At 38.7% G+C, this 14,682-nt stretch carries 10 protein-coding genes and 6 tRNA genes; 14 read left to right on the top strand and 2 right to left on the bottom strand.

The genetic code is table 11. The features are described 5' to 3' along the window. The first annotated feature begins 5 nt into the window (after positions 1–5). Genes FCS21_RS07000 through ccmI form a run of 4 tightly spaced genes read left to right on the top strand, consistent with a single transcriptional unit; the run spans position 6 to position 4,394 of the window. The gene (locus FCS21_RS07000; protein WP_138621895.1) at positions 6–2,057 is read left to right on the top strand and encodes a heme lyase CcmF/NrfE family subunit; all 2,052 of its coding nucleotides are present in this window, start codon (positions 6–8) and stop codon (positions 2,055–2,057) included. Positions 2,058–2,059: 2 nt separating this feature from the next. Further along, positions 2,060–2,608 carry a DsbE family thiol:disulfide interchange protein gene (locus FCS21_RS06995; RefSeq protein WP_138621806.1) on the top strand — a complete coding sequence of 183 codons (549 nt, stop codon included), beginning with the start codon at positions 2,060–2,062 and terminating at the stop codon, positions 2,606–2,608. Position 2,609: 1 nt separating this feature from the next. Beyond that, positions 2,610–3,077: a cytochrome c-type biogenesis protein gene (locus FCS21_RS06990; protein WP_138621804.1), complete on the top strand. Its 468-nt coding sequence runs from the start codon at positions 2,610–2,612 to the stop codon at positions 3,075–3,077. 36 nt (positions 3,078–3,113) lie between these two features. Further along, positions 3,114–4,394, top strand: coding sequence for a c-type cytochrome biogenesis protein CcmI (ccmI, locus tag FCS21_RS06985; RefSeq protein ID WP_138621802.1), 1,281 nt, complete (start codon positions 3,114–3,116; stop codon positions 4,392–4,394). Between the two features lie 279 nt (positions 4,395–4,673). Here the strand turns inward: ccmI and FCS21_RS06980 are convergent, their stop codons facing one another. Further along, entirely contained in the window at positions 4,674–5,594 is a 921-nt protein-coding gene (locus tag FCS21_RS06980; protein WP_138621800.1) for a sensor domain-containing diguanylate cyclase, read from the bottom strand. A gap of 209 nt (positions 5,595–5,803) precedes the next feature. Between FCS21_RS06980 and dinB the strand changes: the two genes are divergently transcribed. Continuing rightward, positions 5,804–6,862: a DNA polymerase IV gene (dinB, locus tag FCS21_RS06975; RefSeq protein WP_138621798.1), complete on the top strand. Its 1,059-nt coding sequence runs from the start codon at positions 5,804–5,806 to the stop codon at positions 6,860–6,862. 22 nt (positions 6,863–6,884) lie between these two features. Here the strand turns inward: dinB and FCS21_RS16770 are convergent, their stop codons facing one another. Next, positions 6,885–7,046, bottom strand: a complete 162-nt coding sequence (locus tag FCS21_RS16770) for a hypothetical protein (RefSeq protein ID WP_171035650.1) — start codon at positions 7,044–7,046, stop codon at positions 6,885–6,887. A gap of 139 nt (positions 7,047–7,185) precedes the next feature. Here FCS21_RS16770 and alaS point away from each other — a divergent pair, with 139 nt between their 5' ends. The 9 genes from alaS (at position 7,186) to FCS21_RS06930 (ending at position 14,557) form a co-directional block, all read left to right on the top strand. After that, entirely contained in the window at positions 7,186–9,792 is a 2,607-nt protein-coding gene (alaS, locus tag FCS21_RS06970) for an alanine--tRNA ligase (RefSeq protein WP_138621796.1), read from the top strand. 442 nt (positions 9,793–10,234) lie between these two features. Next, a complete protein-coding gene (csrA, locus tag FCS21_RS06965) occupies positions 10,235–10,438 on the top strand; it encodes a carbon storage regulator CsrA (RefSeq protein ID WP_118056351.1) in 204 nt (67 codons plus the stop codon). Positions 10,439–10,670: 232 nt separating this feature from the next. Then, positions 10,671–10,763, top strand: a tRNA-Ser gene (locus FCS21_RS06960). A 79-nt stretch (positions 10,764–10,842) separates the two neighbouring features. After that, positions 10,843–10,919, top strand: a tRNA-Arg gene (locus FCS21_RS06955). 64 nt (positions 10,920–10,983) lie between these two features. After that, positions 10,984–11,060, top strand: a tRNA-Arg gene (locus FCS21_RS06950). 200 nt (positions 11,061–11,260) lie between these two features. Further along, positions 11,261–11,337, top strand: a tRNA-Arg gene (locus FCS21_RS06945). A gap of 303 nt (positions 11,338–11,640) precedes the next feature. Further along, positions 11,641–11,717 (top strand) — tRNA-Arg (locus FCS21_RS06940). Positions 11,718–12,019: 302 nt separating this feature from the next. After that, positions 12,020–12,096 (top strand) — tRNA-Arg (locus FCS21_RS06935). Positions 12,097–12,481: 385 nt separating this feature from the next. Continuing rightward, the gene (locus tag FCS21_RS06930; protein ID WP_138621794.1) at positions 12,482–14,557 is read left to right on the top strand and encodes an MFS transporter; all 2,076 of its coding nucleotides are present in this window, start codon (positions 12,482–12,484) and stop codon (positions 14,555–14,557) included. Positions 14,558–14,682 lie beyond the last annotated feature (125 nt).

The following is a 14,682-nucleotide window of genomic DNA, read 5'->3' as shown; positions in this document are numbered from 1 at the left end:
CACAAATGCCTGAGCTTATACCCGAGCTAGGACACTTAGCCCTTATTATTGCTTTAGCATTTTCATTTTGTTTAAGCTTTATTCCGTTAATTGGAGTACAGAGTTCACAGCAGAGTTCGTTAAAAAAACTCATGGGCTATGCTAAGCCTCTTACTTACGGTATGTTTTTATTTACCGCTATCAGTATTGTTATCCTTGCTTACAGTTTTGTTATCGATGACTTCTCTATTAAATATATAGCGAGTCACTCTAATACTCACTTGCCTTACTATTTTAAAATTAGCGCAGTTTGGGGTGGTCATGAAGGTTCATTACTCTTATGGGTTTTTTCATTAACCGCGTGGACAGCCGCCGTAGCACGCTTTTCAGACGGTATTGAAGAAGAATTCATTGCCCGTGTTTTAGCGGTTATGGGTATGGTCGCTATAGGCTTTATTGCTTTTACTCTCCTTACTTCTAATCCATTTGAACGCTTATGGCCTAATGTACCCATGGAAGGTCGTGATTTAAATCCACTATTACAAGACGTTGGATTAATTATTCATCCGCCATTGTTATATCTTGGTTATGTTGGTTTTGCTGTGGCTTTTGCTTTTGCGGTCGCTGCATTAATGGCTGGCAAAATGGATGCAGCTTGGGCTCGCTGGTCTCGACCTTGGACATTAGGTGCATGGATGTTTTTAACAATTGGTATCGCACTAGGCAGTTGGTGGGCGTATTATGAACTTGGCTGGGGCGGTTGGTGGTTCTGGGATCCGGTTGAAAATGCTTCGTTTATGCCTTGGCTTGTCGGCACTGCACTGATTCACTCATTAGCCGTAACAGAAAAACGTGGCACTTTTAGAAACTGGACAATATTACTGGCTATTTTTGCCTTTGGTTTAAGTTTATTGGGTACCTTCTTGGTACGTTCAGGTGTGATCACATCGGTGCATTCTTTTGCTGCCGATCCTTCACGTGGTATTTTCATCTTGATGATTTTAGCTATTGCGATGGGCGGATCGTTAACCCTTTATGCATTTAGAGCAAGTACTGTCTCAAGTTTCTCTCGCTTTGCTTTTTATTCCCGAGAAACAGCACTATTACTGTGTAATGTGATTTTGGTGGTTGCCGCTGTCACCGTATTGTTAGGCACCTTATACCCTCTATTAGTTGATGCGTTAGGGTACGGAAAAATATCGGTAGGTCCTCCTTACTTTAATGCCGTTTTTATTCCTATTATGAGTATTTTATTTGTTGTGATGGGAATAGGGCCGTTAATTCGTTGGAAAAAAGCTAAAAAAGGTGAACTACGCAAACATTTATTTAAACCGTCTGTGTTTAGTATTGCCTTTGGTTTGCTATTCCCTGTGATTTACGGTGGTGAGTTTAATGCCTTAGTTGCTATGGGGATTACGCTTGCTACTTGGGTTTTCTTAGTGGTAGTAAAGGAAGTCCATCATCAACTTAACACATCAGGAAAATTAACGATTAGTCATTTAGGTATGGCAACAGCTCATGCAGGTATTGCTATTACTATTGTTGGCGTGACAATCGTGTCAATGTATGAAAGCGAAACTAACATGAAAATGTCGCTTAATGAAAGAGTGGTTATTTCTGGTTATGAAATTGAGTTTAAAGGCATTAAACATATTGAAGGGCCAAACTATAGTGCTGAGCAAGGACAAATTAATATCTATAAAGTGAACAGCTCAGGCGAAAGTGACTTTGTTTCGTTATTAAAACCAGAGCGTCGTACTTACCGTGTACAAACCATGGGTATGACTGAAGCAGGTATTGATCCAGGCTTATTCCGTGATGTCTATGTTGCTTTAGGAGACCCACTACCAGAGGGTGCTTGGGCTATTCGCGTACATTACAAACCTTTCGTTCGTTGGATTTGGTTAGGTGCTATTTTCATGGGACTTGGTGCGCTGCTTTCTATCTTTGATAAGCGCTATCGCCGCAGAAAAACAGTGGTTGATAATTCGCAAGTAATGGCTGACTCATTAACTAGCCCAGTACTTAGTTCATCCACTAGCTCATCAACAGCTAACAAAAAAACATCAGGGGTATAATAATGGGTAAGTTAATTCGTTTTTTACCTTTAATATTAGTACTTGCCTTAGGGGTAGTTTTATATCGCGGTTTATCACTTGACCCACAGGAAATGCCATCGGCACTTGTGGGGAAAACTATGCCAAGTTTTGCGTTAAAAACGCTAACTGATAATGACAAGCTGGTGACCAATGCTGATCTTAACGGTGATATTGTTTTAGTTAATGTGTGGGCAACGTGGTGTCCAACCTGTAAATATGAACACCCTTATTTAGTTGATATAGCTAAAGACCCGCAAGTAACCTTGTATGGCTTAAACTATAAAGACGATCGTATGGCCGCGCAGCAATGGCTACAAAATTATGAAGATCCTTATGTATTTTCTATTTTTGATGAAAAAGGCACTTTGGGTTTAGACCTAGGTGTTTATGGAGCACCTGAAACCTTTGTTATTGATCACCATGGCGTTATTCGTAAACGGTTTGCTGGTGCTATTGATACACGGGTGTGGCGACGAGAATTTGAGCCATTAATTGCTCAGCTCATTGAAGAAAAAAAGCAGGGGAAATAACATGCGCTTAATTAGCTTTATACTTCTTGCCTTAGCATTTATGTTAACGGTAAACCCAGTGCAAGCAAGTCCTGTAGATACTTATGAATTTCATGATGAAGTGACTAAAATACGCTTTCAAGCATTAGCCAAAGAATTACGTTGTCCTAAGTGTCAAAACCAAAACTTAGCGGACTCTAATTCGCCCATTGCTGCTGATTTACGTAAAGAGTTATATGACTTATTACAACAGGGTAAAGCCGATAGTGAAATTGTTAATTTCATGGTGGACCGTTATGGTGAGTTTGTTTTATATCGCCCAAGAGTTTCTCAATTAACCTATGTGTTATGGTTTGGTCCAGCGGTGTTAATTTTGTTAGCTATTTTGGTGGTTATTATGATTGTTCGCAGAAAGCCTGTTGATAAGAAAGACTTGGCTTTATCTTCTGAACAACAAGATAAGCTTAAAAAGTTGTTAAATGATAAATAACCTCTCGATACATTAAAATAAGTAGTAGATAACATTATGGAATTTTTAGTAATAAGCCTTATATTTCTAATTTTATTATTATTAATGGTATGGCGACCTTTCTTCAAACAAAAGACAGAAGAAGCGCATGTTGTTGGTAATATACGTGACGAAACTAACGTGCGTTTATATCATGAGCACAAAAAAGAGATAGAAAAAGATTATCGCGAAGGTGGTATTGATGAAGAAAACTATCAGTATTTATTAAGTGAGCTTAATAACACTTTGCTACAAGATATTGAAAGTACATCAGCACAAGCAACCAATACCGTTTCAGCAAAGAAAACCTACTCTCCACTTTGGCCTTTAGGTTTAAGCGTCTTCATTATTTTTTTTACCGTAGTGCTTTATAATAAACAAGGCAGCTATAGAGTAATCACCCAGGTACCGTCAAGCCATGGTCAGCAAGAGACAATGTCACAAGAAGAAAGGTTAAAGCAACGTGAAAATGAAGCGATGGCACATATTATTAAGTTACAAGATCATATTGATTCAAATCTTGATGATAGTGAAGCTTGGTATAACTTAGGGCAAACTTATGTTGCTGTGGGTGCTTTTGATGAAGCGATTGACGCCTTTAACCAAGTAATAAAAATTGAAGGTGAACATGCCGACTTATTAGGGGCTATTGCGCAAGCTATCTATTATAAAAATGGTCAAAAAATTACCCCTGAAGTACAAACTTATATTGATAAAGCCTTAGCGCTTGATAGTAATGATGCCTCAACCAATATTTTATTAGGTATGCACAATTTTATTGCTCAAAATTACCAGTTATCGATAAACTATTGGCAGCGTGTTATTGATGCCAATAATCAAGGCGTAAATATTACTGCGCTAAAAGAAGCGGTAGCTGAAGCTAAAAACCGCCTTGGTCAGTCGACAGGTTCGGCAGATAACACTACACAGGCAGCAGCTGAAACGGGTCCGCAATTAACTGTTAGTGTTAGCTTATCTGATGAAATTACCAAGCAACTTGCTGGCGGTGAAGACCGTATAGTCTTTATTTACGCCGTACCCACTACCGGGCAGCGTATGCCGCTTGCCGCTATTAAAATAAAAGCGAGTGACTTACCTAAAGTAGTGGTACTGAACAATAGCCAAGCGATGAGCCCAGCCAATAACTTAGCCAGTGTTGAGCAAGTTCACGTTTATGCGGTTGTTTCAATGCAAGGTGGTGTTGGTATTAAACCAGGTGATTATAAAGCACAAGCCCTTAGTGTAGATGTTAATCGAAGTGAAACACTTGAGCTGGTGGTTGATAGTTTGGTTGAGTAAAATACACAACATAACACAACTCAAGTAAACGTAATTAAGCTTAGCTAGAACTATCATTTTAGCTAAGCTTATTTTTTTAATCTCTGTTAAGTTATCACTAGATTAGTCGCGCTAAACGATGGTAATAATCACGTTCACCATGAGATTTTTTATCCTAAGATAAAACGGCAGAGTTAAATTGAAGTGTTCACAATAAATATGTGCTATTTAGCTAAACCAGAACAATAAGTTGCTAATAGCTTTTTAACTGACAGCTTGATTAATTTATCAGTTACGCAGCTAGTCATTATGGTAACCTTTAACGCAATTACGACCTTCATTTTTAGCAAGGTAAAGCGCAGTATCAGCATTGGTAATAGTCTCTTCAATATTTTCACTTACATTATTCCATTGAGCGTAGCCAATACTAACACTTACTTCAACACCACTTGAAAATGTGTGATGTTCAATCTTAAGACGAAGTTTCTCAGCAACATAGTAGGCAGCATCCAACCCGGTATCTAGCATAAAAATGAGAAATTCTTCGCCGCCCCATCGAATAACCATATCCGATTCCCTTATACAATTGAGCGTCACTGCAACAACTTCACTAAGTATAAGATCGCCAACTTTGTGTCCCCATTGATCATTTATTGATTTAAAATGGTCAATATCTAGCATCAATAAAGAGATAGGGAGATCGTTACGCCTAGCTCTTCTTTTTTCTTTATCAATCATTTTATAAAAATAACGACGGTTCCAAACCCCAGTTAAAGGATCTGTTTCGCTGATGGTACGCAACTTTTCTGCTAATTGGTGCCGCTTAGTAATATTAGTTGCTTGCCATAAAACAGCAGGCTCATCCTCAACACTAAAGTTTAGAGACTGAATACGTCCTTCAAAATAGATGGCATTGCTAGGACCATTATTATCTAACCCCTTAACATCTTTGTTGGATAGGCTATATTCAGTAATGAGTAGCTCCTTAGTTTTTAATGCCTCATTGATTTTACCAATAAACCACGCGGCTTTTTCTGTACTTAAAACATCGTTAACTGACAAACCAATCAGATGACTTGCATCATGGTAATAACGAAGGTCTTTTCCCCCAAACACATCTACATATCGCCCCGTTTTCGTTAAAATAAATGTCGGGTCAGGAAGAGAATTTAAAATGTCAGACATGTTTTTTAAAGTGAGCATAAATACCGCAGCTTTCATTTTTATAAGTTAATTATTAATTACATCACTTTGATAGCGACTATGAAACTATTTTCTCGGTGAGAAAGATAATTGATAGATTTAACTACACCGTTAAAACAGAATCAATATAGTCATAATAGCGCGTTGCCAATACACTAAACTCACTTGCCAAGGTACATAAAAATAGTATACTGTTTTTATGTACAGCTCCTGGCGGTAAACTAAAGATGGCTAAGCAGAGAAAAATAATACACATAGATATGGACTGCTACTATGCAGCTGTGGAAATGCGAGACTTCCCTGAGTATCAAAATATTCCATTAGCTGTTGGCGGTGATGGTCCGCGCAGTGTCTTGTGTACCAGTAACTATCTAGCACGTCAATTTGGCGTTCGCTCTGCTATGCCTGCCGCCAAAGCAAAACAGCTTTGTCCTAACCTAACTATCGTCCATGGTCGCATGGATGTCTATAAAGCAACTTCTGAAAAAATTAGAGAAATATTTTCGCGTTATACCAATCTTATCGAGCCATTATCATTAGATGAAGCTTATCTTGATGTAACCGAGGCAACGTTGTGCCAGGGGAGCGCTACGCTTATTGCTGAGCAAATTAGAGCTGATATTTTTAATGAGTTAGCATTGACGGCATCGGCGGGTATTGCGCCCAATAAATTTTTAGCTAAAATTGCTAGTGACGAAAACAAACCAAACGGGCAGTGCGTTATAACTCCCGATAAAGTTGCCAGCTTTGTTGAAAAACTTTCATTAAAGAAAATACCTGGTATTGGTCCCAAAACTTTTGAAAAACTTAAGCGCCATGGCTATATAACGTGTGCTGATGTCAGGGAAAGCGATATTCGTAGTTTACAAAATATTGTTGGTCAGTTTGCTAGTAACCTTTACCTAAAAGCTCATGGTGTAGATGAGCGTCCTTTAGAAGTGAGTCGACAGCGAAAGTCACTGGCTATTGAAACTACGTTAGCACAAGATTTATGCACGGAAGATGAATGTCAGCTTGTGATTGACACCTTATATACAAAATTGCAGGCAAGGCTTGCACCTCACCGTAATAGAGAAATTGTTAGACAAGGTGTAAAGCTTAAATTTACTGACTTTACTCAAACCACGGTAGAAATACAGAGTAATGCCTGCCAGCAAATATTGTTTACGCGTTTATTAGCAAAAGCTTATGACAGAGCAAATCAACGTGGTGTTCGCTTGGTTGGTTTAACATTGGGTTTCGCCGATAGCCCTAGCGAAACTCAGCAACTCCAGCTATCTTTTTAAGCATTATTAGCTGATTAGTCTATTAATTATCCAAAAACTGCATAAAAGTTGTGAAAATATTGGTAACTTCAAGCTCAGCTTGGGTATAATAATCAGCTTGCTGCCAAGAACACTGTTGATGGCGATACAGATAGTTCGCTTGATAGAAAAGCAGTAGCAAGTAGAGCAAGCCAACATGATTCATTCTTACAATACCGTGGCTATTCCAGAGATGATATTCTTGTATTACTAGTTTAGAAAAATTAGATTAAAAATATAATTTAGAGTAGACCTGAAACATAGACCTGCATAAAATAGTCCCAAATCGATTTATTGAGTATCCCATGATTAAAAGCACCGCTGAAGTCCGTCAGGCATTTTTAGATTTTTTTGCCACTAAGCAACACCAAGTCGTTAAAAGTAGTTCACTCGTTCCTGGTAATGATGCCACCTTATTGTTTACCAATGCGGGCATGGTTCCTTTTAAAGATGTTTTTTTAGGCGCTGAAACACGCAGTTATACCAGAGCTACCTCAGCGCAGCGCTGTGTGCGAGCGGGTGGTAAGCATAATGACTTAGAAAATGTGGGTTACACAGCACGCCACCATACATTTTTTGAAATGATGGGCAACTTTAGTTTTGGTGATTATTTTAAAGAAGAAGCGATTTTCTTTGCTTGGACTTTTTTAACTGAAGTTTTACAAATACCGAAAGAAAAATTAACGGTCACTGTTTTTGAAGAAGATGATGAAGCAGAGCAACTTTGGATTGAGAAAGTAGGTGTACCCGCTGAACGTGTTATTCGTATTGGCGCGAAAGATAATTTTTGGTCTATGGGTGATACTGGCCCTTGTGGACCTTGCTCTGAAATATTTTATGATCACGGTGAAAATGTTTTTGGTGGACCTCCGGGCTCTGCAGATGAAGATGGCGACCGTTTTATTGAAATATGGAACATAGTCTTTATGCAATTTAACCGTCAAAGTGACGGTACTATGGAGCCACTACCTAACCCGTCAATTGATACGGGCATGGGCTTAGAGCGTATTTCTGCCATTATGCAAAATGTGCATAGCAACTACGAAATAGATATTTTTCAAGCGCTAATTAAAGATACCGCCGCGTTACTTGATTGTAATGATATGGAGCACAAATCACTGCGTGTTATTAGTGATCATATTCGTTCATGTAGCTTTTTAATTGTTGATGGTGTTGTACCATCAAATGAAGGTCGTGGTTATGTACTACGTCGTATTATTCGACGAGCTATTCGCCATGGTCATAAACTCGAAGCAAAAGGTCACTTCTTTCATAAACTGGTTGCTTCATTAATTGAACAAATGGGCGATGCATACCCTGAGTTAGTTCAGCAACAAGCCATTATTGAAAAATTATTACGTATTGAAGAAGAGCAATTTGGTCGTACGCTAGATCGCGGTATGATTTTACTTGAAGATATTCTTGCTAATTTAACTGACGATACTATTAAAGGCGACGACGTTTTTAAGTTATATGATACTTATGGCTTCCCAGCGGATTTAACGGCAGATATTGCGCGCGAACGTCATCTTAAAATTGATCATAATGGCTTTGATGTAGCCATGGGCCAACAACGTGAACGTGCTCAGCAAGCAAGTCAATTTGGTACTGATTATAATCAACAGCTGAAATCTGATCATAAAACAGACTTTAAAGGTTACGACAATGCTTCTTACTCAGCTACCGTTGTCGAGCTATTCAACAATACAGGTCATGAAGCAGTAAGCCAATTAAGTAGTGGCGAGCAAGGTATTGTTATATTAGACCACACACCATTTTATGCTGAGTCTGGTGGTCAAGTAGGTGATAGTGGTTTATTACACCTTGATGGCGGTGTTTTTGAAGTTACTGATACAGTTAAATTAGGTAATGCCTTTGCTCACAGAGGCACAGCACATACTGATATTGGTTTAAACCGACGAGTAAAAGCTGAAATTAATGTTGAGCGCAGAGCTGCTATTGTTAAAAACCATACGGCAACGCATTTGTTACATGCTGCTTTACGTAAAGTGTTAGGTGAGCATGTTACGCAAAAAGGCTCATTATGTGACAGTGATAAGTTACGTTTTGATTTCTCTCATTTTGAAGGGGTAACTGCGCAAGAATTACATACTGTTGAACAAATGGTTAATAATGAAATTCGTCGTAACCACGCAAGAAAAACAGAATCTATGTATATAGATGAAGCCAAAGAAAAGGGTGCTATGGCACTGTTTGGTGAAAAGTACGATGATGAAGTTCGCGTAGTCACCTTAGGCGACTTTTCTATAGAGCTTTGTGGTGGTGTGCATGTACAAAGAACGGGGGATATTGGATTACTGAAAATTGTTTCTGAATCAGGTATCGCTGCGGGTGTTCGTCGTATTGAAGCCGTTACTGGTACAGGTGCGCTTGATTTTATTAATCAACAAGCTAGCGCGTTAACTAACATTGCTGCACTAGTTAAAAGTGATATAACTAATGCAGGCAGTAAAGTTGAGCAACTTGTTAGCCGTACTAAGCAATTAGAAAAAGAAATTGGTCAATTAAAGCAAGAGCTTGCTGCACAAGCTGGCTCTGATTTGGTTAATAACACGATTGAAATCAATGGTGTTAAGGTGCTTATTGCTGATTTAGGTGGTGTAGAAAGTAAAGCACTTCGTGGCATGGTTGATGAGCTTAAAAACAAAATGCAATCAGGGGTTATTATGCTCGCAACCGCTGATGGCGCTAAAGTTGGCTTGATTGCTGGTGTAACTAAAGATTTAGTTGGTCGAGTTAAAGCTGGCGAATTAGTTAATATGGTTGCCCAACAAGTAGGTGGCAAAGGTGGCGGTCGTCCTGATATGGCGCAAGCTGGCGGTAGCCAACCTGAAAATATAACCTCTGCTTTAGCTAGCGTATCATCATGGTTAACAGAGAAGTTAGCTTAAGGCTTATACAATATAGTGAGTTAATTAACGGCTCATTTTAAGCACAATAAAAAGGAAGCCTAGGCTTCCTTTTTGCTATTTATAGCGACTATTATATTTTATCTTGTTGAGGCGTTTGTTTGCTCTTCTTTACAATATACGACTAAACTGGGTTAATTGATTACAATTTTAGTGGTAAAAGTGAGCTATAAAGCTATTCAATGCTAAAGAAATTTTGTTAAAATATGATAGATTAATAGGTAATGATAGTTTGATTGCTTATTACCTAAACTTCATTGAAATGATCATCGGATATGATGTTTTAATGAAAAATGACTTTTTATAGAAAATTAATTATGACTATGTGTTCTAGTTAATGGATTAAAAAGTAACTAATTCGAATATATTACTAGCTTATATATATTTATTTAGTGATCTCACTTTAAAGGATAAGGAAGCAAATATGCTTATATTAACACGACGCGTAGGTGAAACTTTGATGATTGGTGACGAAGTCACCGTGACTGTTTTAGGCGTTAAAGGAAATCAAGTAAGAATAGGTGTTAATGCGCCAAAAGAAATATCAGTACATCGTGAAGAAATTTACATGCGTATTCAAGCCGAGAAAGGTGATGATGATGATGTTTCAGGCAATAAAGTTGATTAATACTATTGATTGTAGATAAATCGATAGCTTTTTTGAACAACAACAGTATATATAAAGCTTGATATACCTATGAAAAAACACCGCTAAGGCGGTGTTTTTTTATGCCTTAGCTTTGGTTAACGGTTAAAAAATGGTAAAGTTGCCTAAATTGTCGGCAAACAGTCATTTATAGTAAATAAATTATAAAAAATGTTTGACTTATTTTTAGAATCCCTTATTATTCGCACCCATTGGAGAGGTGGCCGAGTGGCCGAAGGCGCTCCCCTGCTAAGGGAGTATCTGGTTTGTAGCCGGATCGAGGGTTCGAATCCCTCCCTCTCCGCCATTTTCTTTTTATTAAAGTAATGGTTGTGAAGAACGAAAGTTCGATATCTTTAGACTAAGATATAAAACATAGTTCATGAGGGCGCGTAGCTCAGCTGGATAGAGTACCTGGCTACGAACCAGGCGGTCGCAGGTTCGACTCCTGCCGCGCCCACCACTTTCTTCGAGTGTTTAAATAATGCAGGCAGCTTATGTTAAGGCTGGATAAATAACTTCTATGTGGGCGCGTAGCTCAGCTGGATAGAGTACCTGGCTACGAACCAGGCGGTCGCAGGTTCGACTCCTGCCGCGCCCACCACATTAAAAAGCCTCACCTCTTGGTGAGGCTTTTTTCTTTATTAGCAAATGGTGATATGTATCTTTTTAAAGAAGACTTAAAGAGAATTTTAATCATAGTTACTACTGATTTATTGGTAGCATTGTTAGTAAAGGTACTTTCTTCGAGTGATTAAATAATGAAGGCAGCTTAAGTTAAGGCTGGATAAATAACTTCTATGTGGGCGCGTAGCTCAGCTGGATAGAGTACCTGGCTACGAACCAGGCGGTCGCAGGTTCGACTCCTGCCGCGCCCACCACATTTGAAAAATTGAACAATTGAAAAATAATGTATTAGGTAGTCCGTAGCAAACGAACCAAGCGCTGTTCAAGCAAAGGGTTCAATACCTGCCGCGCCCACCACATTAAAAAGCCTCACCTCTTGGTGAGGCTTTTTTCTTTATTAGCAAATGGTGATATGTATCTTTTTAAAGAAGACTTAAAGAGAATTTTAATCATAGTTACTACTGATTTATTGGTAGCATTGTTAGTAAAGGTACTTTCTTCGAGTGATTAAATAATGAAGGCAGCTTAAGTTAAGGCTGGATAAATAATTTCTATGTGGGCGCGTAGCTCAGCTGGATAGAGTACCTGGCTACGAACCAGGCGGTCGCAGGTTCGACTCCTGCCGCGCCCACCACATTTGAAAAATTGAACAATTGAAAAATAATGTATTAGGTAGTCCGTAGCAAACGAACCAAGCGCTGTTCAAGCAAAGGGTTCATACCTGCCGCGCCCACCACATTAAAAAGCCTCACCTCTTGGTGAGGCTTTTTTCTTTATTAGCAAATAGTGATATATATCTTTTTAAAGAAGACTTAAAGATAATTTTAATCATAGTAACTACTGATTTATTGGTAGCATTGTTAGTAAAGGTACTTTCTTCGAGTGATTAAATAATGAAGGCAGCTTAAGTTAAGGCTGGATAAATAATTTCTATGTGGGCGCGTAGCTCAGCTGGATAGAGTACCTGGCTACGAACCAGGCGGTCGCAGGTTCGACTCCTGCCGCGCCCACCACATTTGAAAAATTGAACAATTGAAAAATAATGTATTAGGTAGTCCGTAGCAAACGAACCAAGCGCTGTTCAAGCAAAGGGTTCAATACCTGCCGCGCCCACCACATTAAAAAGCCTCACCTTTTAGGTGGGGCTTTTTTCGTTTTAGCGTTTAGCAATGCTAAACGCTTATTAGAGAGTATGTTGTCGTCAGTTCGCAGCAGAATGAACCAAGCGCTGTTCAAGCAAAGGGGTCGATTACTGTCGAAACCAGCACAGTTAGAGTCCTATCTTTTAGCTGGGGCTTTTTTCGTTTGAAGACACTTGTTAAGATATTGTCTGCACCATCGGGATTATGCTAAACAACATAGCTATCCACTTAATAGATAAGAGAATTTATTGTGATAATGACCCTCAAACCGTTTATTCTATTATTAATAAGTGGATTTTTGTTAATGCTCGGTTATGGCTTGAGCAATATTTTATTACCGGTACGCATGCAGAGTGATGGCATGAGCATGAGTCATATCGGCTTAGTGCTGTCTATGCTATCTGTGGGTTTTTTGTTGGGTGCCTATTATAGCCGGCTCTTGTTACAACGGGTGGGGCATATAAGAATCTTCGCCATGTGCGGTAGCTTAACCTCAGTTGCTATTTTACTTTCGGGTCTCTACCCAGAGCCCTTAATGCTTGCCTGTATGAGGGTGATAACGGGGTTTTGCATTGTTTGTACTAATGCCACACTCGATAGCTGGTTAAGTCATAGCGCCACTGAAAAAAATAGAGGTCGCATACTCTCTATTAATCAAATGATGATAATGACAGCACTATTTTCCGGTCAATTTTTATTAAATGTCGCGCCAATTAATGATATTACTCTATTTGTTATCTGCGGTATTTTATTTAGCTTGTCTATTACTCCTATCGTTATTAGCAACCAAAAAGGTCCACAAATAGAAGATAGTCAATCGATGTCTTTACTGACCGTTTTTAAACTGTCTCCTTTAGGCGTGGTAAGTTGCTTTTATTGCGGGGTTTTATATGCTGGTTTAATTAATATGTTACCTATTTTTGCCAGTACCAATGGCATTGTTGGGTTAGATTTATCAATATTCATGGGTACAGCTATCTCTGGCGCAATTATATTACAATTCCCAATTGCTTACTTATCTGATCATTTTGACCGTCGAAAAGTTATGTTTTGTATGGTCGCAACGCTGATTATATTGTGCTTATTTGTTCCCCTACTTATCGCTAATGACATGTTCAAACTTACCTTATTGGTTATTGCGCTTATAACGGGTTTGGTTGCTTGCCTTTACCCTATGAGCATGTCTGAAACGTTTGATAAAGTGTTAAAAGAACAAATATTGTCAGCAATGAGTTCATTATTATTGATCTATGCAGTAGGTAGTATTTTAGGGCCTTATCTTGCTTCTATGGCAATGGATGTGTTCGGTAGCAGCGCTTTGTTTGGCTTTATGAATATGGTCGCGTTAACACTGTTAATTTTTATCAGTATTCGTATGAAGCTAAGACAAGCTTTACCTCTTGAAGAACAAGAAAATTTTATTATGCAAACACCCAGTGGTGTAGTCTCAGAATTGGATCCTCGTATACACTATGTCGAAGCACAATTTGAAGCAACGCCCGAAGTAGAAGTTGCTATTAATCTTGCTAGTAAAAATCCATCAGCGGCTGTTAATATGGTTAAAGCGCTAGTACTTAGAGATCCTGAAAATGCTTCAAACTTAGCAGCGGCACTAAGTACCATAGAGGCAATAGACATAGGTAAATTATATGGAGCAATAACCTCTGCAGCGCCGCAAATGAGTATTCATATTGCACAAGCACTGACTAATGCTTCTCCTGAGCAAGCAGAGAAATTGGTTGATTGGATCACATCAGAGTATCCCGACCAATTTACTAATATTGTGGTTGCGATTGCTAATGCAATGCCAGATAACGGCATTGATGTGATGGAATTAGCGGCTGAAAATATGGCACAAGAATATCCTGACGAACTATTAGAAATGACAGAAGAATACATGACTAACTTTTCAGATTCTTTAGATTCAATGCGAGCTATTGATAGAGTCGCAGCGGCGTCAGAAAATACCGCAACAGAGCTTTATAATCGCTTAACCGACGTTGCTCCAACCCAGTCAGCAGAGCTTGCTTTAACCGTTTCTGAGTCATTACCTGAATCATCCAATGATGTTGCCGAAGCTTATGTACAACACTTGATTGATAGTGAAAGTGAACAAACTTCTGCAGAGGACGCGTTAGAAAATATCGAGCATGCGGCAACTAACTATGTTAATCACATTGTTGAAAATATCCCTGAGCATGCCGTCGATATTGCCAGTACATTTGTCGACTCTTTTCCTGAAGTTGCATCAGATATGCTAGAAATATTACAAGAGTCGGACGATATTAATAGCACAGAATTAAGCTCTTCTATTGACGATAAACCGTTATAGTAGCTTTGCGCGATGTTTACAGACTGACAATTCAAATAAGTAAAATAAACCTTATAAAGTACTGTACCGTTTGATAATCAGATAACCGCAGGTAAAAGGGTAAGTAGAGAGTCAATATCTCAGTT

It is taken from the genome of Colwellia ponticola, assembly GCF_005885605.1.
Taxonomy (GTDB): Bacteria; Pseudomonadota; Gammaproteobacteria; order Enterobacterales; family Alteromonadaceae; genus Colwellia; species Colwellia ponticola.
This window is presented reverse-complemented; position numbering and strand designations above follow the sequence as displayed.